The sequence below is a fragment of the Streptomyces sp. ALI-76-A genome, from assembly GCF_030287445.1.
Classification (GTDB): Bacteria; Actinomycetota; Actinomycetes; order Streptomycetales; family Streptomycetaceae; genus Streptomyces.
In genome coordinates this window covers 1,398,362-1,414,235 of record NZ_JASVWB010000004.1, presented here as the reverse complement: position 1 = coordinate 1,414,235, position 15,874 = coordinate 1,398,362, and the positions used below count along the sequence as shown (strand labels likewise).

Below are 15,874 nucleotides of genomic sequence, written 5' to 3'. Positions count from 1 at the left end.
AGCGTGCCGTGTACTTCATCGGCTGGGCCGCTCGGGCAAATGCCGGAGGTGTAGACGGTCATGCGTGCCCCTGTCCTTTTGCTGCATGCCCATGACGGTTCCGTTCAGGATGCGGTTGAGGGCGATGGTGCCGGCGACGGCGGCCACGATGGTGGGGTGCTGGTGGTCCGCGAAACGTGCGGCGGGATCCTCGTCGACCGGCTGGCCGTCCCGTGGCAGCAGGCCGTCAGGTTTCTGGAGTCGTGCCAGGTGCTGCCAGTCGGAGACGTCGAACATGGGCTGGGGAAGGCACATGCTGATGATCAGCAGTTCGCCGACCAGGTCCCACTGGCCGTTCTCCGTCCAGATGTCCGTCCAGACCGGCAGCCAGCGGGCGAGGTAGCTGGCCACATCCTCAGGCAAGCCATCCGGTCGCCGGCCCCAGTCGGTGAGGTGGAAGACGGTGTGGGTGACGGCGTAGCCGGTCATCCAGTCGATGTACCAGGGGGCGGGGGTGCTGCCGAGCCAGGTGGCCCGGGTCAGCTGCTCCCAGTCCCGTGGGCCACCGCTGAGGTCGTGGCCGGTCAGGCGTAGGGCGTTGGCGACGGCGAGACGCCGGTTGGGCACATGCTCGACCGCCTGTGCGGTGCCGGTCCGGGCCATCTGGGCAGCGAGCCGGTCCAGGCCGGGATGGCGGTAGCCGGCCCGGGTGAAGTGGCCGTACCCCTCCAGGGCGTCGGTGGTGACGGGATGGTGCAGCTGCCGCTGGTAGAGCAGGTCGCCGTCCTGGAACTGCGTCCAGCAGTACTGCATCAACTCGCGGGCCAGGACCTGCTCGCGGTTGCCGGCGGCTCCGTCGCGCAGGACCAGGGAGGCGGCCATCGCCGTCTCCATCAGCGCCTTGTAGGCGTTCATGTTCCCGGTGATGCTCTCGCCCTCCAGCGCGCCCCGGTGGCGGTGGGTGTGCAGCCAGCCCAGGGCGCGGGAGCTGAGATCGTGGGCCGCTTGGGCCAGGGCTGTGCTCATGCGCTCTCCAGTCCGAGCAGGCGGCAGGCGATCGCGGTGTCCAGCATGCAGCGCTCACCGCCGCCACGCAGCGCGATTTCGCTGGTCAGCAGGGACGGTTCCAGGGGCAGCGTGACGCCCTCTGCGGTGAGCCAGGCCAGCCAGCGGACCAACCGGGCGGCGGTGGCGTAGTCCTGACGCAGGAGCGCGCGCGTGGCCCCGCGAGCCAGGGCGAGCACGCCGGAGCGCGCGGCCTGGTGCACGGGCCCGTCCAGACCGGGCAGGGCAAGCGAGGCAAGCCGTCCCATCCGCAGCGACCACGGCACCCAGCCCTCCCCGCAACCCCCGTTTCCGGGCTCGCCGGACGCCGGACTGTGACGGGGTGCGGCCTCATCACACCGTGGCGGACCGGGCGGAGCGGAGAGCGGCAGAGAGGCGGCGGCCGGATCGAGGCGGGCCAGCACACTGACCAAACCCCAGTCGATCCAGGCCCTGACCCACGCCGGTTCGGGCCCCTCCGGAGGGGCAGGAAGCGTCGACGGCGCCGGAGGCAGCGCCAAAAGCGTCAGACAAACCGCCTCCGACTCCTCCGGTAACAGCACCCCGTCCGCCAACAGGTACGGAGCCAGGACGTCCGCACCCAGAATGCGCACCGCACCCGCCGCGACAGCAACACCAGGCACCGCAGCCCGCTCCTCCTCGCCCTGCACGACGGCGGGAGCATCCTCCTGCGCCCCCGCTCGCAGATGCGCCGCCACGACGGCGGTGCTCCCGCCGCCCCGCAGGACTTCGAGAGCACCGCCTGCCAGCACTTCGGCCGACGCGCTGTGCGCATCGCGGAGTACTTCAGTGGTCACCGGCGCCGGAGCTCCTTCGGCTCCTTGGGAGAGATGAGCAGAGTCAGAGCCAGGAGCCCCACACCGCCGCTACCGTCGACGGAGGGCAGCGGAGCACCGCTCACCTCCGCCTCAGAAGGCGTCATCGCCGCCTCCACGAGTTCCGCATCCAGGACCAGACCGGCTGGCTGCAACGTCGCACCTGTCATGATCACTCCTCACAGTAGGTCGACACTTGAATGCCATCTTGTGCACGGGATGCCTCCCCCCTGCACACGTGAACGCCCAAACGGATGAACGACGGTTTTCTCGTGAATCGCCTCGTCAGCCGTAACGCGATTCGCCGCAGGCTTGTGTTCCGCAGGCCGATGACCTCGTACTGTGCCCGAGGGGCATCGGGGGTGTGCACGTACTCCGAGCCCGAGGGCCAGGGGGACCTCCGGGTCTACTTCGTGGACGAGCCGCTGGCCGACCCGGGCTTCCGCATCGTGCAAGACCAGACCCCGGGGCCGTGGTGCGTCTACACAGGACCGTACTTCGGGGGCGCGTAGCAGCAGGTAAACCGTGCGAAACCTGCCCTTCGAGGCGCTCTCCTTGTGCGCAGGTGAATGCTGGGCTGGCGGTCCCGGACTGACCACGTCGCTTTGCGGCGTTCAGACCTGCGGAGCGACGCGAACGCGCGCAGCCTCGCGCCGGCCGCGGCGCATCCGCAGGTGCTTGGGGGGCTTCCCCTGGTGGACCGCCTGAGGCTGCGAGCAGCAGCTGCCCGTCACCGCACGGGGCGGGGTCGGCCTGCTACCCGTGCAGCAGCCTTGTGCTACGTGGGTCCATGCAAATGCTGCGCTGCGCTGCATCCACGACACCGCCCTGCTGCCACTGAACGAAATCCCGCTGTCCACCACCGGCGAGCAGCACGACCAAGAGCAGCGGGATCCCGTCGCCGCAGGCCCTCGCCTCACACCCTCACACCGCACCTCGCCCACTTGGGAGAACAGGCTGTGTGCCACACAGGAGCACCCGAGGTGAGTGACCTACAGGACGGTGCCGTGCAGGGCGCGGCGGTCGCCGGATATCGCGTAGCGGCGGGCGGCGAGGCCGTGCTCGAGGGGCTCTCCGATCTGCTCGCACAGCAGCGTCAGGACGTCGGCGGCGTCGGTGTCGGAGAGGTAGGCGGGGGCGACTTTGAGCATCAGCTCCCCGATCGCGTGGGTGCTGGCGGCGAGGTCGTCGACGACGCGCAGTGCGGCGAGCGTGGATCCGCCGGCGGATCGGCGGGTGGTGGTGGGGCGGTGCGGACGTCGCGGACGGCCTGGCGGACCACCGCGCGCACGGTGGGCTCATCGAGGGCATGGAGGCCGCTGTGAGCGAGCGTGGCGAGTCGGCGGGTGATCAGCTCCGCGACGTCGCCCGTACGGCCGGAGACGGCGATCAGGGCGCGCTGGGACAGGCCGCAGTCGAGCGCGGCCGCGGCGGCCGGGTCGCTGTCTCGCGTGCGAGACGGATCGGTGCCGGCGGTGACGGCGTCGTGGATCGCGGCCAGGGAGCGGGCGACGTCCAGGAGCCGATACGCCTGCGCACGGGAGATGCCGAACTCCGCGTCGCAGTACGCCTCCCAGCTCGGGTAACCGAGGGGTGCCCAGACGCGGGCGGCGTGGGCGTCGCGGACCCGGGCGGCGAGCACCACGGAGCGCCGGACGTCGTCCATCGCCGCGCGCAGCCCGGCCGTCATCTCCCGGGCCTGCGCGGCCGTCAGCGGCAGCGGCGCAGGTTCGGCAACGTCGACCTGGTCCTGGTCGCGGGTGCCCATGACCCCATCGTCCTCCGGGCCAGCGGGCGGGCCAGGGCGTACGGAAGCACGGGAGTGAGCTCCACCTCACAGGCTCACACCCTCACAGCTCACCCCGTCCACCTAGGCAAACGGCCTGTGAGCCTCACAGTCCTCACAGCCTTCTCGGGCTACCAGTGGACGCAGAACGGCAAGGCTGTAACACCCGCTGCGGCACCGCGCATGACATGCGCACTACGCCATTCGGCCCCATCCTGAGAAGCGGCACCATCGGCTCCACAGGCCGACCATCCCCGGGAGGTCCTGTGATCCTGCTCGCCCTGCTCATGCCCGCCCTGATGATGGCGTTCCTCTTCGCCATGGACGCTCTGGAGAATCTCCTCTTCCCCCGGGCTCCAGACGACGAGACGCAAATGCACTCCCCCTGACAGCGCCACGGCATCAGCAGTGCTGGCCGCCGGTGGATACGCGTTGCCGCCCAGGTGGATACCAGTGGATACGGCGGTGGCTACGATGCGAACGCCCCGCCCCGCCCCGGCAGCTGGAATGCCGGGGCGGGGCGTTGTCACCGGGTGGCTATCCGAGCCAGACGATGTTCAGGACCGTCAAGCGGCGCAGGGGCCGGTTCACCCAGTAGGTGCGGGAGAGCTGGCCGACGGCCGCGTAGCGCACGTCTTCGCCCTCGGGGTCCTCAGCGTTCCACTGGCCGAAGCCCCACGGGTGGCCGGCGGCGGCGTCCAGGACGTCCCACACGGTGTCTTCGACGTGCTCGGGCAGGGCGTCGAGGACCTTCGCGGCCGACGCGGAGATGCGGACCGCGTACGGCTGTCCGTCACCGGCGCCTTCCCCGCAGCTCCGCCATGTCGATGGCCTCGCTGTCGTCGTACCCGGAGGCGGCGAACGCGTCGACGGCCGGGGCGTGGGCGAGGCGACCCTGCCAGTCCTGGACGACCTCGTACAGCCCGGCGAGGGAGAACGTCCGGCGCGATTCCTCGAGGGCCACCGCCCACTGCCGCTCGAAGGCCGGCACCCACTGCGCGGCCCGCCGGTCGGCGCGCAGCTGGGCGAGGAGTTCGGCCGGAGCCCCGGGCGCGGGGGCGTGCGGCGTTACGGGTGCGTGGTCGGGCTGCGCGCTCATCGGCTGGTCCTCCCGGCGGCGGGTCGTCACCTCACGGTACGCGCGCCGGGTGGCCGTGGATGCGGGCACGGGACATATCCCTTCACGGGCGCGCAGGGAGCGGGCGACGGCCTGGGCGTGCTGGCACAGCGGGAGGTCCTGCCTGTCCCCGGTGGGGGCAAACAGCAGCGCGCGGCCTCAGGGCTCACCGGTCGGAGTCGCTGTTCGGTGGCATCAAAATCGGTCGGCGACCTCGCCTTTGTTCGTTACGCAGCATTGAGCGGAGGTCCCTGACTAGGCATGTTTCCAAGTCTGCGATTAGCGGTACACCGCCGCTGACCGCCGGGTCCTCCATAAACGCGACCACCGGGTCGACAATGTCGTCGGCTCCGTCCCTGCACCATCTGACACTCCAACCCGGCGGAGCGGGGACAGCGTCGGCGTAGCCAGCACTCTCACGGACAGCCACAAAGCCGGGTTCATCATTGGCCTTGACGAGACGACCAGCCTTGCGATCCAGAGTAAGAACTCCTAACAAAGTGAGAGGTTGACCAGTCGGCGCCAGCAGATGATGCCGCAGGCCAGGCTGAGGAAGGCTTCGTGGATGTCGTCGCGGATCTCCCAGCGGATGCGCAGTCGGCGGAATTAGTGCAGCAGTGCAAAGCTCTGCTCGACCACCCAGCGGTGCACGCCCGGTCCGGAACCGTGCTCGACGCCGCGCCGCGCGATGGCCGGGGTGATCCCGAGAGCCCGTACCTGTTTGCGGTACGTGTCGTGGTCGTAGCCGCGGTCGGCGTAGAGCGCGATGGGTCGCTGTCGGGGCCGTCCGCGCCGGCCGCGTACGGGCGGGACGGCCTGGATCAGGGGGATGAGCTGGGTGACGTCGTTGCGGTTTCCGCCGGTCAGCGATACCGCCAGCGGGATGCCGTGCCCTTCGGTGATCAGATGGTGCTTGGAGCCTGTCCGGGCACGGTCGACCGGGCTCGGTCCTGTTCTGGGCCGCCTTTGAGCGCCCTGACGTGTGAGCCGTCGATCACCGCCCTCGACCGGTCCAGCGCGCCGGCGGTGTTCAGCTCGGCCAGGAGCGACTCGTGCAGACGCTGCCAGACTCCCGCGTCGTTCCAGTCACGCAGGCGCCGCCAGCAGGTCATGCCGGAGCCGAAGCCCAGCTCCTGGGGCAGGAACTTGCACGGAATGCAGGTGTACAGCACGAACAGGATGCCCGACAGCACCTTCCGGTCGTCCAGACGCTTGCGGCCGGGGTGATGAGTTCGGCGCGGCACAACCGGCAGCAACGGCTCGATCCGCGCCCACAGCCCGTCCGGCACGATCCACGGCGGTTGCTCACCCCTTCTCATGTGCAGGCTAACAACCCATCAGATGCCAACATTCCAAGGTAAGTTGCGGCATTCTGTTAGGAGTTCTTAGGGAGCGGGTGTACTCGGCTCTCGCGCCGGCTACGGCACGTGCCGCGCTGGAAGCCGACCAGGCCGCGACGCTCGAGCACTTGGAGGACCTGGACGCCGAACTTCAGCGCGCCTCGAAGCGACTGGCTGCGGCGCAGCGCATCGCCGCGTCCACTGCGGAGACGACAGGGCTCTCATCTGCCTGAGAGGGACGGCCGGGGGCAGAAATTCTGACCTCACAAGGAGAAGAGGTCACGCGAGTAGTGGCAGGCGGCTCCTTCAGAGCGGGCAGGCGGTGAAGTGCACTCGTCGCAGGCGCGGCATGTACGCCCTTCCGGTGTCCTTACACCGGCCCTGTCACCAGCCTCGACCCGTAACCCCTTGGCCCATTTGACCGTGTCCCGCTGACGCAGCCCCCGCTTGTGGATCACTCTGGACGAGCGGGGCTCACCGGCTCACCTGTCGCCAACGCCGACGAGCCCCTGGTGCCGCCGCCGCCGGCAGCCCAGCGGCGGCACCCATAACTCACCGCTGACAAACTCCAGCCGCCCGCCGCCCCCGGGCTGGTGGCCCGCCGTCTTCGTGACAATTCCTCACCCGGGAAAGCACGGCCAGTCTCAAGGGACCCTGCATGGGTGTGATCGGCTCTGGCCCGCAGCCGGTGGTGACGGCGAGTAGTCATCCGTGATCACACGTCACCTTCGACCTGCCACACGGCACTTTTCACGCGCTGCAGGGTGGTGATCCCGATGGTCAACCGACGCTCGTCTTGCACGGCTTCCCGGACCATCCGCCGACCGCGAAGCCCTTCCTTGCCGAGCTCGGCCGCCGCGGACGCTCACGTCGTCGCACCCTGGCTTCGCGGTTACGCGCCGTCCCCGACCGCGGGGCCGTTCGACCTCGCAGCCCTCACCAGCGACGTGCTCGCGCTGATCGACCGCTGGTCTCCCGGGCGAGCCGTGGAGGTGGTTGGCCACGACTGGGGCGCCGCGATCACATACCATGCCTGCGTCACCGCGCCGGAGCGAATCGAACGCGCGGTCACGCTCGCATTCCCCCACCCGCTCACGTTCCTGAGCGACGCGTCCCTCGCTGCTGGCCGGGAAGGTCCTCAAGCCGCAGTTCCTGCAGAACGTGCTGAGCTGGCCGGAGCCGGTGAAGGCGCTGCTCCCGACCGCGCCGAGGAAGGTGTACAGGAGGTACACGCCCAGCGCCCACAGCGTTGTGATGGCGACGAGTGCCGGACCGCCCCGTAGTCTCCCGGTCCCGTGCCGTTGGTCGGTGGCCGCCACCGTACTGCCGTGCGGGGCGGGAACCTCCTGCCACACCCGCCGTTGGCCAAGGCGAGCAGGGCTGTGGCGAGGGCGAGGACGGCGAACGCGTACTGCCACCCCAGGTGGTGGCCGAGGACGTCGCCCAGCGGGGCGCCGGCCCATAGCGCGGAGAGCAGTCCGGATCCCAGGAGCGCGAGGTGGGTGGCCCGTCGGTTTGCGGGAGCTGTGGCGCTGGAGAGTGCGTAGATCGTCGGTCCCGTGCCGGCCGCGGCCACTCCGGCGACGACTCTGGCCACCACAAGCAGCGGGTAGTTCGGCGCCAGGGCCGTGGCGAAGTTGGCGAGGGTGAACAGCAGGAGCGAGACAACGAGCACTCGCCTGCGACCGAGGCGGTCGGCCGGCCTGCCGAGCAGTGGCGCGGTGACGAGGTAGGTCCCGGGGCGGTTTGACGTGCAAGATCCACCTCGCCGGTGAAAGGCGGGTGCCGCCCCATGGCCTCCGTACGAAGTGGCGCACATTCACTTGTACGCCGACATCCCTGCACACGCCGACCACGAGCGGCACAAGGCCTGCAACTCGCAGACGCTGGTCATTTGTTAGACGCGAACTGCCCGACGCTCTTCAAATGCTCCAGGAGACGGTGCCGTCGGCGGTGACCAGGATCGCCAGGACGGCTAGGTCGGTGATGCCCAGTGCCATACCGAACCAGGCCCGCCCTTGTCGCTTCGTCCCGTTCCACAGGGCGATGGTGGCCAGCACGATGGCGGTGGGGCCGAGGAAGATGTTCCCCACCAAAAGGCCCGGTAGGCCGAGGATGAAGGAGGCTACAGCCATGCTGTCGGCGTCCCGGCGACGGCCCGTCCTTTTGGTTGCAGTGAGCGGAGTTGTCTTTTCCGGTGCGGTCAGCTGCATGTCAGGCGTCTCCTTCGCTGCGTCCGGATCGGCGTTCGCGCTCCGTGAAGATGGTCAGCCAGATGGCGAGCAGGGCCCCGGCGATCAAGCTGACGGGTATGGGGATGTGGGCGACGGAGCCCAGGAAGGGCCCCAGGAGCAGGAGCGCGAAGACGATGAACACCATGGCTTGCCTCTCAGCGCGTGATGGTTTCTCGTTCGGGGTGGGTCGGCCGTTCAGGAAGCCGAGGATGTGGAGTCGTCGAGGCGGGCGAGGAAGTCGAGGAGTGTGGCGTTGACCTCGGCGCGAGCTCCTGCTGCTTGCTTGCTGGGCATGACTGAAAGCCGTATGGAAACTGATTGGTTTCCTCACCGATGAAGGTGAGGCGGGCGGGTGACGGGCTGAGATCTCAGGGCTTCGAGATCATCGTGTGGCCGCTTGTGGGCTTTTCTCGGCGATCTCCTGGAGGGCCGCGTCGGTGTCCGCGGTGGCCAGCATCCTGTTGATGTCGGCACCGGCCAGTGCGCCGGCCGCTGCGGAGGCCCCGACCTGGGCGACCAGATCGGTGGCGTTGCCGGCCACCCACACACCCGGCACGTCGGTGGTGCCGGCCGTGCCGGAGGCGAAACCGCGGCCCACCGGCAGGTCCCGCACCGGCAGGCCCAGACCTTCCAGGCCCTGGGTGCGGGCCTGCATCCGCGGTCCGACCGCGAGGACGCGGCGGGCCACGACCTGGCCGTCGGTCAGGCGCACCCCGGCGAGCGCACCGTCGGCGTCGTTGACGACCTCGGTGACCGGGGTGTCGATGACGCGGATGCCGCGGGCGGCGAAGCGGGCGCGGCTGTCCTCGTCCAGGTCGGTGCCGTGGGGGAAGTAGGTCAGGTCCTCGGTCAGCTGGCGGAACAAGAACGCGTGGCCGATGGAGGCCGGGCCGGTGGCGAGGATGCCGATGGGCTCGTCGCGCACCTCCCAGCCGTGGCAGTACGGGCAGTGCACCACACTGTCCCCCCAGTGCTCGGCCAGCCGGGCACCTGTGGCAGCACATCCCTGAGGCCGGTGGCGACCAGGATGCGGCGGGCGGTGATGGGGCGGCCGTCGGCCAGGGTGAGGGTGAACCGCAGGTCCCCGTCCGCCGACGGGGCGGCAGACTCGGCCGAGACCACCTCGCCGGACACGACGCGTCCGCCGTACTGGCGCACCTCCTCCCGGCCCCGTCGAAGGATCTCCGACGGCGGGGTGCCGTCCAGAGCGATGAGGCCGTGCACGGCCTTCGCGGGCGCGTTGCGCGGGGAGCCGCTGTCGATCACGACGACCGAGCGGCGGGAACGGGCAAGGATCAGTGCACCGTTCAGCCCCGCGGCGCCCCCGCCGATCACCACCGCGTCGACGGTCCCCTCGGCCAGATCGTCGCTCGCCTCCGCAGGAGTCGTCACAGCCATGGCCTCCTGCCTTTCCTTGTCAGTCATGGTTCGGTCAACCCTTCGAGTTCTGGGTGATTGGCGGGGGTCAGCTGTTCAGGAAGCCCAGGATGTGGTCGGCGACCGTCTTGGGCTGTTCGAGGTGCAGGAGGTGCCCTGCGCCGGGTATGACGATGCGTTCGAAGCTGTTGGTGAACAGGTCGTCCATGCCGTCGCTCACCTCCACGGAGATGCAGTTGTCGTCGGCCCCGTGGAGGTAGAGCGACGGGACGGCGATGGCACCGAACGCCCGGGCTTCCAGGGCTTGGGTCGCCTCGTCCGCGGGGGGCGATCCGGCGGAGGCGGTGCCCGGCGATCCGGCGGATGCGTCCCCGGCGATCCAGTGGACGCCCCGTCGGCGATCTAGGGCCTGTGTGATGTCGTGATCAATCGGCTGCTTGCAGGAGATCTCCGAGCCAGATCATCGAGGCGCGGAGTTCGAGGCCGGCGAGGTAGCTCTCGGGCGTCTTATCGACGCGTGTAGCGATGCCGCGCCAGTCCTTCAGCCGATTGATCAGCCGCTCGACGGTGTTGCGGTCGCGGTAAAGAGCGGCGTCGAACGTGACGGGACGGCCGCCCCGACTGCCCTTCTTTTTGCGGTTGGCCACCTGGTCCTTCTTCTCCGGGATGACCGCCTTGATGCGGCGCTTCCGCAGATGGGAGCGGTTGGCGCGGGACGAGTACGCTTTGTCCGCGGCGACCGCGCCCGGCCGAGTGCGGGGCCGGCCTACCGGCAGACGGACGCGGATCTTTTTCAGCACGGGGATGAACTGGGGACTGTCCGCGGCCTGCCCGGCGGTCAGAACGAACGACAGAGGTCGGCGCTTGCGGTCGGCAGCGAGGTGAATCTTGCTGGTCAGTCCGCCGCGGGACCTGCCAAGCAGTGCTTCCTTCAGGCGGAGTCTGCGTCGACGGCGGACGCGTCGACGTTCGGCCCGCTCAGGCTCATTTCCGCCGTCCCACCCGTTCTGTTCCGCCTCGCCGCCCCTTTTTGCCGGGCCTGTTCCTGCTCGGCGGCGGCTTCCTCGAGAGCCTCCATAACGTCCTTGCCGACGATGACCCCGGCGGCGTCATGGTGAGCACGGACGGTCGTGGAGTCCACGCTGACCAGGGATAAGTCTGTCTTGCCCTGGCAGGCGGCCTCGGCGATCAGGCCCTCCAGCAGGGCGGTGAAGACACCGGCGTTCCGCCAGACCCGGAAGCGTCCGTAGACGGTCGGCCAGGGTCCGAACTCGCCGGGCATCTCCCGCCACTGCGCGCCTGTCCTGAACCGCCAGATCACGCCCTCGAACTGATCCCGCAACCGCTCGGGGTACGGGCCGTACTCGCCTATCGGCAGGAACGGCTCAATCAACTGCCACTGTTCGTCGGTGAGTTGCCTGCGCGTCACGACCATCTTCCTACCGGATCCGTCATCCAGACGGATCCGGATCGGCAAGATGATCACGACATCACACAGGCCCTAGCGGGTGGCCCCGGTGTGCTCCGGCGCAGTCGCCGCCTCGCTCGCCGTCGTCCCGGCCCCCGGCTCGGCGCTCTGCTTCGCGAAGCCGCGCCGGCCCGGCAGGATGGCGAGGACGATCAGTGTTCCGGCGGCCATGATGATGCCGCCGATGAGGCTGGTCTGGGCGACGCCGTGGGCGAAGGCCTGGTGGACGGCGTCCACGGCGGCCTGGGCCTGCTGGGGCCCGGCGGAGGGATCCTGCGCGACCCGCTCCGCGACGGCCAGGCCGGCGCCGACCGAGTCCTTGGCGGTCTCCATCGCCTCCGCCGGGAGCCGGTTGCCCACCAGGTCGGTCAGCTCGTCCCGGTAGGCCGTGCCCAGCAGCGAGCCCAGCACCGCGATGCCCAGCGCCCCGCCCAGCTCCAGCGCGGTGTCGTTGACACCGCCGCCGACGCCCAGCTCGGACTCGGGGAAGGAGCCCATGATCGTGTCGGTCGCCGGGGAGATGGCCAGTCCGAGCGCGAGGCCCAGCATCATCAGCGGCGCCAGGAAGTCTCCGTACGTCGACCCCTTGTCGATCTGGGTGAGCAGGAACATGCCCGCCGTGCCGACGGCCATGCCGGTCACGACCATCGCCTTCACCCCCAGCTTCGGGGCGAGCACCCCGGTCATCGCGGACCCGAGGAACACCGCACCGCCCAGCGGCAGCAGCCGTACACCCGTGTCCAGGGCGCCGTAGCCGAGGACGAACTGCAGGAACTGCGTCGAGTAGTAGATCACGGCGAACATACCGAAGAAGAAGAACATCACCGCGAGCATCGAGCCGCTGAAGGGCCGCAGCGCGAACTTTCGGACGTCCAGCATCGGGTGCGGGTGCCGCAGCTCCCAGGCGACGAAGGCGACCAGACCGACACCGGCGACCACGGCGGCGGTGACGGGGCCGACGCCCCAGCCGGAGTGCGGGCCCTCGATGGCGGCGTAGATCAGGGAGCCGACGGTGACGATCGACAGCAGACCACCGACGTAGTCGATCCGGCCCATTCCCTCCGCCTTGGACGGCGGTACCAGGGCGAGCGCGCCGAACACGGCGAGGACGGCGATCGGCACGTTGATCAGGAAGGTCGAGCCCCAGGCGTGGTCCTCGAGCAACCAGCCGGAGACCAGCGGGCCGACGGCTACCGCCACCCCGGAGGTCGCGGCCCAGGCGGTGATGGCCTTGGCCCGCTCGCTCCGGGGGAAGGTCGCGACCAGCAGGGACAGCGTGGCCGGCATCACGACCGCGGCACCGACACCCATGATCGCGCGGGCCGCGATGACCAGCGAGGTCTCGTCGACCATGCTCCCCATCACCGAACCGCCGGCGAAGATCAGCAGACCCAGCACCAGCGCGCCGCGCCGGCTGTACTTGTCGCCGATCGCGCCCAGCACCAGCATCAGCGCCGCGTACGGAACGGTGTAGCTGTCGACGACCCACTGCAGATCACTGCTGCTCAGGCCCAGGTCGGTGGTCATGTCGGGGGCGGCGACGATCAGCGACGTGTTCGCCATCACCGTGATCAGCAGGCTCAGGCACAGCACGAGCAGCGCCCACCAGCGCCGCGCGTACGGCCCGGGCATCTTCTCCACGGGGGTGTTCGCAAGGAAGGGCATCAGTAGCTCCTGAGAGGGGGCGGGGCGGACGGGCGGGAGCACTTAATTGCCCATCGATGTGCAGACTAGTTTATTGCCCCTCGCTGTGCAACTATCGCGATGACTCCCTCCCCCACCCGCTTTCGAGGTACCGACGTGAGCAGCCGACCAGCACGAACACCCACGACGAGGCCGAGACGGTCTCCGGCCCGGCCCCACGAGACGCCGCCCCCTCCTGCTCCGACTTCGACTGCGTCCCCCTCGCCGACTTCGACCTCAACTTCGGCGCAGCGTCGGGACGCGCGGGCCACCCGTGCCCGGATCCTCGACGCGGCTCAGCGGGAACTGACCCGCGACCCCGACAGCAGCCTGGAGGACATCGCCGCCGCCGCCGGTGTGGCCCGGCGCACCGTGTACGTCCACTTCGCCGGCCGAGCCGCGCTCGTCGAGGGCCTGGCCGCCGAGGCCGCGGAGGCGATCCGGCGCGCCGTCGCGGGTGCCCCGGCCCCGACCCCCGACGCCGTCGCGGACCTGGCGCGATTCGTCCTCATGGTGTGGCCCGTCGGCGACCGCTACCGCACCCTCATCCGGCTGGCCCGCGGCCAGGACCTCGCCCCCGCACGCGTCGACGAACTGCTGACCCCCGCCCGCGACATCGCCACGAGGGTCTTCGCCCACGGCCGCCGACAGGGCGTCTTCCAGACCACCGTCCCGCCCGACCCGCTCGGCCGAGCCATCGAGGCCCAACTGCTGGCCCTGCTCGACTGCGTCGACCGCGGCCTGTGCTCCGACGACGGCACCGGCGCCGCCGCCGCCGCCCTCATCGCCGCCGGAGTCGCCCCGGACACCGCCGCCGCGAAGGTCGATCACGTACGGAAGTCCGGGTCGCCCCCGAGTCCCGTCTGAAACCCGTGCCCGCACCCCATTCGCACTCACACAAATGTCCGCCCCCAACTCCCTGTCCTCCGAAGCCCTTTGGGGAGGGCCGATGTACCGCCCCCGCCCCGAGCACGACTGTGACCAGGAGTGCGAGTTTTCGTACTCGTACTCGCACGAACCCGCCGACGGCTCGGACCGCCCGCTGCCGGTGGCCGAACTCGCCCTGCGGATGGACGGGTTGACGAAGTCGGACGGCGACAGCGAGGCACGGGCCCGCTCGGCGGAGGCGACCGTCTTCCTGTCGTACGCGGACCTGTCCGACGCCCCAGGCCTGGAACTGACCCGGGGCTACGGTTCCGACCGGATCCGCGCCCGCGTCCTGACCACCCTCGGCTTCGAGGTTACCGCGACGACGACCGTCTCGGCGGCCTCCGGCAACCGCGTCACCTTCAAGGACTTCAAGGTCGCGGGCCGCGTCGCCCTGCCCGAGGCCGGTGAGACGTTGCCCGGCCAGGTCTTCGGCGAGCCGATCGCGCCGCGGAACACCCCCGACGGCCTCCGACTGCGCTCGGTCACCACCACGGAGCAGGGCCTCACCGCCCACTTCTCCGGCAAGTCGGTCACCTTCCGCCGCGACGACGCCCGGGACACCTCGTCGAACGGGTCGGCCGGAGAGAAATCAGGTGCCGTGGGCCGGAAGAGCCGTAGCCATCGCCGACGCAACCTCCTCGACCACCGCGCTCGCCCGATCCTCCGGCACGCCGGCCGCGATGAGGGTGGCCGTGGCGATCCGGTGTCCGTCGTCCTCCAGCGCGCCGGTGTTGACGGACTCCACCAGAGCTACGATCAACGCCATCAGGCCTGCGCTCTGCACGGCCGGCGGCAGATGGGAGTGGAAGACGCCGTCCCGCTGCCCGCGCTCCAGGATCCCGATGGCGGCCTCCCGGGCCGGCGCGAGCACCTCGGTGACGCGCTCGGAGCCGAGGTCCCGCCGGGTGAGCGCCAGCAGCATGCGGTAGCGGTCGCCCACGGGCCACATCCGGAGTACGAACCACGCCAACGCCCGCTCGGCCGACTCCCCCGGCTCCGGCCCGGCCTCCACCGCGTTCCGCAACGTCTCGGCGGCTTCCTCGGCGAGCGCCTCCAGTAGCGCCGCCCGCCCCGGGAAGTGCCCGAAGAGGGTGCGCCGGACGACCCCGGCGGCCCGCGCCACCTCCTCCAGCGTGACATCGGGGTTCCGCCCCAGCTCCTCACGGGCCGTGGCCAGGATGCGCGCCCGGTTGGACCGCGAATTACGGCGCAGCGGCTCGCGGGCCACGTGCTTGCTCACGGAGAACCTCGCAGCATCAAAGGACGGACGAACGGCCCCCATTTTGTCACGCCGAGCCGAAGCCCCCGTATCACGCCCCAGCGGCCGCTGCCTCACGCGGGACCCGCCCCACCTCATGGCCCCGAAGCTCGGCCGACGCGGAACCGAGCGCGCCCGGTGCGGCCCTCGCGCTTGTTCCTCGACGAGAGCCCCGGCGCGCCGGGCGCCGCAGCCGACCTCGTCCGTCGCGGTCATCCCACCGGCCACCCCCGTCGGATCAGACCGCGAACTCCCGGATCACCATGGCCTGGTCGCTCTGACTGTCCGCGATCATCAGCGTGTTGTCGGAGACGGCCGATATCTCCTGTCCCGGCTGCAGGTTGACCTTGTAGGTGAAGGTGCGCGGCGCATCGGCGCTGCGCAGCAGGTGGAAAAGTTCGACCCGGCTCTCGGTGTCGCGGACGGCGATGGTGTCGGCGTCCTTCTGTGTATTGGCGTAGATCACCAAACCGGTGTCACTCAGCTCCGCGACCGACGATGAGGCGGCCGGGAGGTCGATCAGGGTTTGGGCCGCGCCGTCGGCGCTGTTGCCGGTCACTGTGCCGTCGGAGGACGCGGGCAACTCGGTCGTCGCCGTCTGGCCTGGGAGTCCTCGGTTTCCGTCTTCTCCGGGTCCTCCGGCTCGACGTAGCCAGCGGGTGTGTCGTCCTCGTCCGGGATCTCGTCGGAGACTTCCTCAGTCTCCTCGAGCCCGTTGTCGGGGTGCAGGAGGCCGGCGAAGTGGGTCTCGGCGATCTCGTTGACGAACGGGACCGTGAGCGTCCCGGCGAGCTTGCCCACACGGAATGTGTACATAGCCCA

Annotated in this window: 18 protein-coding genes and 5 pseudogenes; 5 read left to right on the top strand and 18 right to left on the bottom strand. The window is 70.0% G+C overall.

Going from position 1 to position 15,874, the window contains the following annotated elements; genetic code table 11:
- Nucleotides 1–15 precede the first annotated feature (15 nt).
- From QQS16_RS42735 to QQS16_RS42725, 3 genes are read right to left on the bottom strand one after another with little or no spacing between them, the layout of a single operon-like run.
- Entirely contained in the window at nucleotides 16–1,005 is a 990-nt protein-coding gene (locus QQS16_RS42735) for a DUF6895 family protein (protein WP_286068044.1), read from the bottom strand.
- Nucleotides 1,002–1,841: a hypothetical protein gene (locus tag QQS16_RS42730; protein WP_286068043.1), complete on the bottom strand. Its 840-nt coding sequence runs from the start codon at nucleotides 1,839–1,841 to the stop codon at nucleotides 1,002–1,004. The genes QQS16_RS42735 and QQS16_RS42730 overlap by 4 nt, the downstream gene beginning before the upstream one ends.
- Nucleotides 1,838–2,029: a hypothetical protein gene (locus tag QQS16_RS42725; RefSeq protein ID WP_286068042.1), complete on the bottom strand. Its 192-nt coding sequence runs from the start codon at nucleotides 2,027–2,029 to the stop codon at nucleotides 1,838–1,840. The genes QQS16_RS42730 and QQS16_RS42725 overlap by 4 nt, the downstream gene beginning before the upstream one ends.
- A 192-nt stretch (nucleotides 2,030–2,221) precedes the next feature.
- Here QQS16_RS42725 and QQS16_RS42720 point away from each other — a divergent pair, with 192 nt between their 5' ends.
- Nucleotides 2,222–2,371 carry a hypothetical protein gene (locus tag QQS16_RS42720; protein ID WP_286068041.1) on the top strand — a complete coding sequence of 50 codons (150 nt, stop codon included), beginning with the start codon at nucleotides 2,222–2,224 and terminating at the stop codon, nucleotides 2,369–2,371.
- Between the two features lie 480 nt (nucleotides 2,372–2,851).
- Here the strand turns inward: QQS16_RS42720 and QQS16_RS42715 are convergent, their stop codons facing one another.
- Complete coding sequence (locus tag QQS16_RS42715) at nucleotides 2,852–3,010, bottom strand: hypothetical protein (RefSeq protein ID WP_286068040.1); 159 nt, start codon at nucleotides 3,008–3,010, stop codon at nucleotides 2,852–2,854.
- The gene (locus QQS16_RS42710; protein WP_286068038.1) at nucleotides 3,010–3,627 is read right to left on the bottom strand and encodes a hypothetical protein; all 618 of its coding nucleotides are present in this window, start codon (nucleotides 3,625–3,627) and stop codon (nucleotides 3,010–3,012) included. Before QQS16_RS42710 ends, QQS16_RS42715 begins: the two co-directional genes overlap by 1 nt.
- 284 nt (nucleotides 3,628–3,911) lie before the next feature.
- On the opposite strand from QQS16_RS42710, the gene QQS16_RS42705 reads away from it, so the two are divergent.
- Complete coding sequence (locus tag QQS16_RS42705; RefSeq protein ID WP_286068036.1) at nucleotides 3,912–4,034, top strand: hypothetical protein; 123 nt, start codon at nucleotides 3,912–3,914, stop codon at nucleotides 4,032–4,034.
- Nucleotides 4,035–4,182: 148 nt separating this feature from the next.
- Here the strand turns inward: QQS16_RS42705 and QQS16_RS42700 are convergent, their stop codons facing one another.
- The 3 genes and pseudogenes from QQS16_RS42700 to QQS16_RS42690 all read right to left on the bottom strand — a co-directional run bounded on the left by QQS16_RS42700 (nucleotide 4,183) and on the right by QQS16_RS42690 (nucleotide 6,081).
- Nucleotides 4,183–4,359, bottom strand: a complete 177-nt coding sequence (locus QQS16_RS42700; protein ID WP_286068035.1) for a hypothetical protein — start codon at nucleotides 4,357–4,359, stop codon at nucleotides 4,183–4,185.
- 79 nt (nucleotides 4,360–4,438) lie between these two features.
- The gene (locus QQS16_RS42695) at nucleotides 4,439–4,744 is read right to left on the bottom strand and encodes a DUF6247 family protein (protein ID WP_286068173.1); all 306 of its coding nucleotides are present in this window, start codon (nucleotides 4,742–4,744) and stop codon (nucleotides 4,439–4,441) included.
- A gap of 510 nt (nucleotides 4,745–5,254) precedes the next feature.
- Nucleotides 5,255–6,081, bottom strand: a pseudogene (locus QQS16_RS42690) (IS5 family transposase).
- Between the two features lie 797 nt (nucleotides 6,082–6,878).
- Here QQS16_RS42690 and QQS16_RS43745 point away from each other — a divergent pair.
- Nucleotides 6,879–7,202 (top strand): annotated as a pseudogene (locus QQS16_RS43745) (alpha/beta fold hydrolase); the annotation flags it as partial.
- A gap of 38 nt (nucleotides 7,203–7,240) precedes the next feature.
- Here QQS16_RS43745 and QQS16_RS43740 read toward each other — a convergent pair.
- The 7 genes and pseudogenes from QQS16_RS43740 to QQS16_RS42665 form a co-directional block, all read right to left on the bottom strand.
- A complete protein-coding gene (locus QQS16_RS43740; protein WP_353479760.1) occupies nucleotides 7,241–7,921 on the bottom strand; it encodes an MFS transporter in 681 nt (226 codons plus the stop codon).
- Between the two features lie 103 nt (nucleotides 7,922–8,024).
- Entirely contained in the window at nucleotides 8,025–8,315 is a 291-nt protein-coding gene (locus QQS16_RS42685) for a DUF4190 domain-containing protein (RefSeq protein ID WP_286068034.1), read from the bottom strand.
- Between the two features lies 1 nt (nucleotide 8,316).
- Nucleotides 8,317–8,481 (bottom strand): hypothetical protein, encoded by a 165-nt coding sequence (locus tag QQS16_RS42680; RefSeq protein ID WP_286068033.1) that lies wholly within the window; start codon nucleotides 8,479–8,481, stop codon nucleotides 8,317–8,319.
- 237 nt (nucleotides 8,482–8,718) lie between these two features.
- Nucleotides 8,719–9,734, bottom strand: a pseudogene (locus tag QQS16_RS42675) (NAD(P)/FAD-dependent oxidoreductase).
- A gap of 67 nt (nucleotides 9,735–9,801) precedes the next feature.
- Nucleotides 9,802–10,092, bottom strand: a complete 291-nt coding sequence (locus QQS16_RS43735; protein WP_353479771.1) for an alpha/beta fold hydrolase — start codon at nucleotides 10,090–10,092, stop codon at nucleotides 9,802–9,804.
- A gap of 46 nt (nucleotides 10,093–10,138) precedes the next feature.
- Nucleotides 10,139–11,142, bottom strand: a pseudogene (locus QQS16_RS42670) (IS5 family transposase).
- A 72-nt stretch (nucleotides 11,143–11,214) separates the two neighbouring features.
- Entirely contained in the window at nucleotides 11,215–12,846 is a 1,632-nt protein-coding gene (locus tag QQS16_RS42665) for an MFS transporter (protein ID WP_286068032.1), read from the bottom strand.
- 135 nt (nucleotides 12,847–12,981) lie between these two features.
- Between QQS16_RS42665 and QQS16_RS42660 the strand changes: the two genes are divergently transcribed.
- Complete coding sequence (locus QQS16_RS42660; RefSeq protein ID WP_286068031.1) at nucleotides 12,982–13,731, top strand: TetR/AcrR family transcriptional regulator; 750 nt, start codon at nucleotides 12,982–12,984, stop codon at nucleotides 13,729–13,731.
- Between the two features lie 34 nt (nucleotides 13,732–13,765).
- Nucleotides 13,766–14,296: pseudogene (locus tag QQS16_RS42655) on the top strand (LmeA family phospholipid-binding protein); the annotation flags it as partial.
- A gap of 87 nt (nucleotides 14,297–14,383) precedes the next feature.
- Here QQS16_RS42655 and QQS16_RS42650 read toward each other — a convergent pair.
- The 3 genes from QQS16_RS42650 to QQS16_RS42640 form a co-directional block, all read right to left on the bottom strand.
- Nucleotides 14,384–15,034 (bottom strand): TetR/AcrR family transcriptional regulator, encoded by a 651-nt coding sequence (locus tag QQS16_RS42650; RefSeq protein WP_286068030.1) that lies wholly within the window; start codon nucleotides 15,032–15,034, stop codon nucleotides 14,384–14,386.
- A 256-nt stretch (nucleotides 15,035–15,290) separates the two neighbouring features.
- On the bottom strand, nucleotides 15,291–15,611 hold the full coding sequence (locus QQS16_RS42645) for a hypothetical protein (protein ID WP_286068029.1): 321 nt from the start codon (nucleotides 15,609–15,611) through the stop codon (nucleotides 15,291–15,293).
- The gene (locus QQS16_RS42640) at nucleotides 15,608–15,853 is read right to left on the bottom strand and encodes a hypothetical protein (RefSeq protein WP_286068028.1); all 246 of its coding nucleotides are present in this window, start codon (nucleotides 15,851–15,853) and stop codon (nucleotides 15,608–15,610) included. Before QQS16_RS42640 ends, QQS16_RS42645 begins: the two co-directional genes overlap by 4 nt.
- Between the last annotated feature and the right edge of the window lie 21 nt (nucleotides 15,854–15,874).

Excerpts from the sequence above, each read along its gene's own strand:
- QQS16_RS42665 (WP_286068032.1), bottom strand. The coding sequence starts at position 12,846 with ATGCCCTTCCTTGCGAACACCCCCGTGGAGAAGATGCCCGGGCCGTAC.
- QQS16_RS42710 (WP_286068038.1), bottom strand. The coding sequence starts at position 3,627 with ATGGGCACCCGCGACCAGGACCAGGTCGACGTTGCCGAACCTGCGCCG.
- QQS16_RS42680 (WP_286068033.1), bottom strand. The coding sequence starts at position 8,481 with ATGGTGTTCATCGTCTTCGCGCTCCTGCTCCTGGGGCCCTTCCTGGGC.
- QQS16_RS42715 (WP_286068040.1), bottom strand. The coding sequence starts at position 3,010 with ATGCTCAAAGTCGCCCCCGCCTACCTCTCCGACACCGACGCCGCCGAC.
- QQS16_RS43740 (WP_353479760.1), bottom strand. The coding sequence starts at position 7,921 with ATGTGCGCCACTTCGTACGGAGGCCATGGGGCGGCACCCGCCTTTCAC.
- QQS16_RS42695 (WP_286068173.1), bottom strand. The coding sequence starts at position 4,744 with ATGAGCGCGCAGCCCGACCACGCACCCGTAACGCCGCACGCCCCCGCG.
- QQS16_RS42685 (WP_286068034.1), bottom strand. The coding sequence starts at position 8,315 with ATGCAGCTGACCGCACCGGAAAAGACAACTCCGCTCACTGCAACCAAA.
- QQS16_RS42735 (WP_286068044.1), bottom strand. The coding sequence starts at position 1,005 with ATGAGCACAGCCCTGGCCCAAGCGGCCCACGATCTCAGCTCCCGCGCC.
- QQS16_RS42725 (WP_286068042.1), bottom strand. The coding sequence starts at position 2,029 with ATGACAGGTGCGACGTTGCAGCCAGCCGGTCTGGTCCTGGATGCGGAA.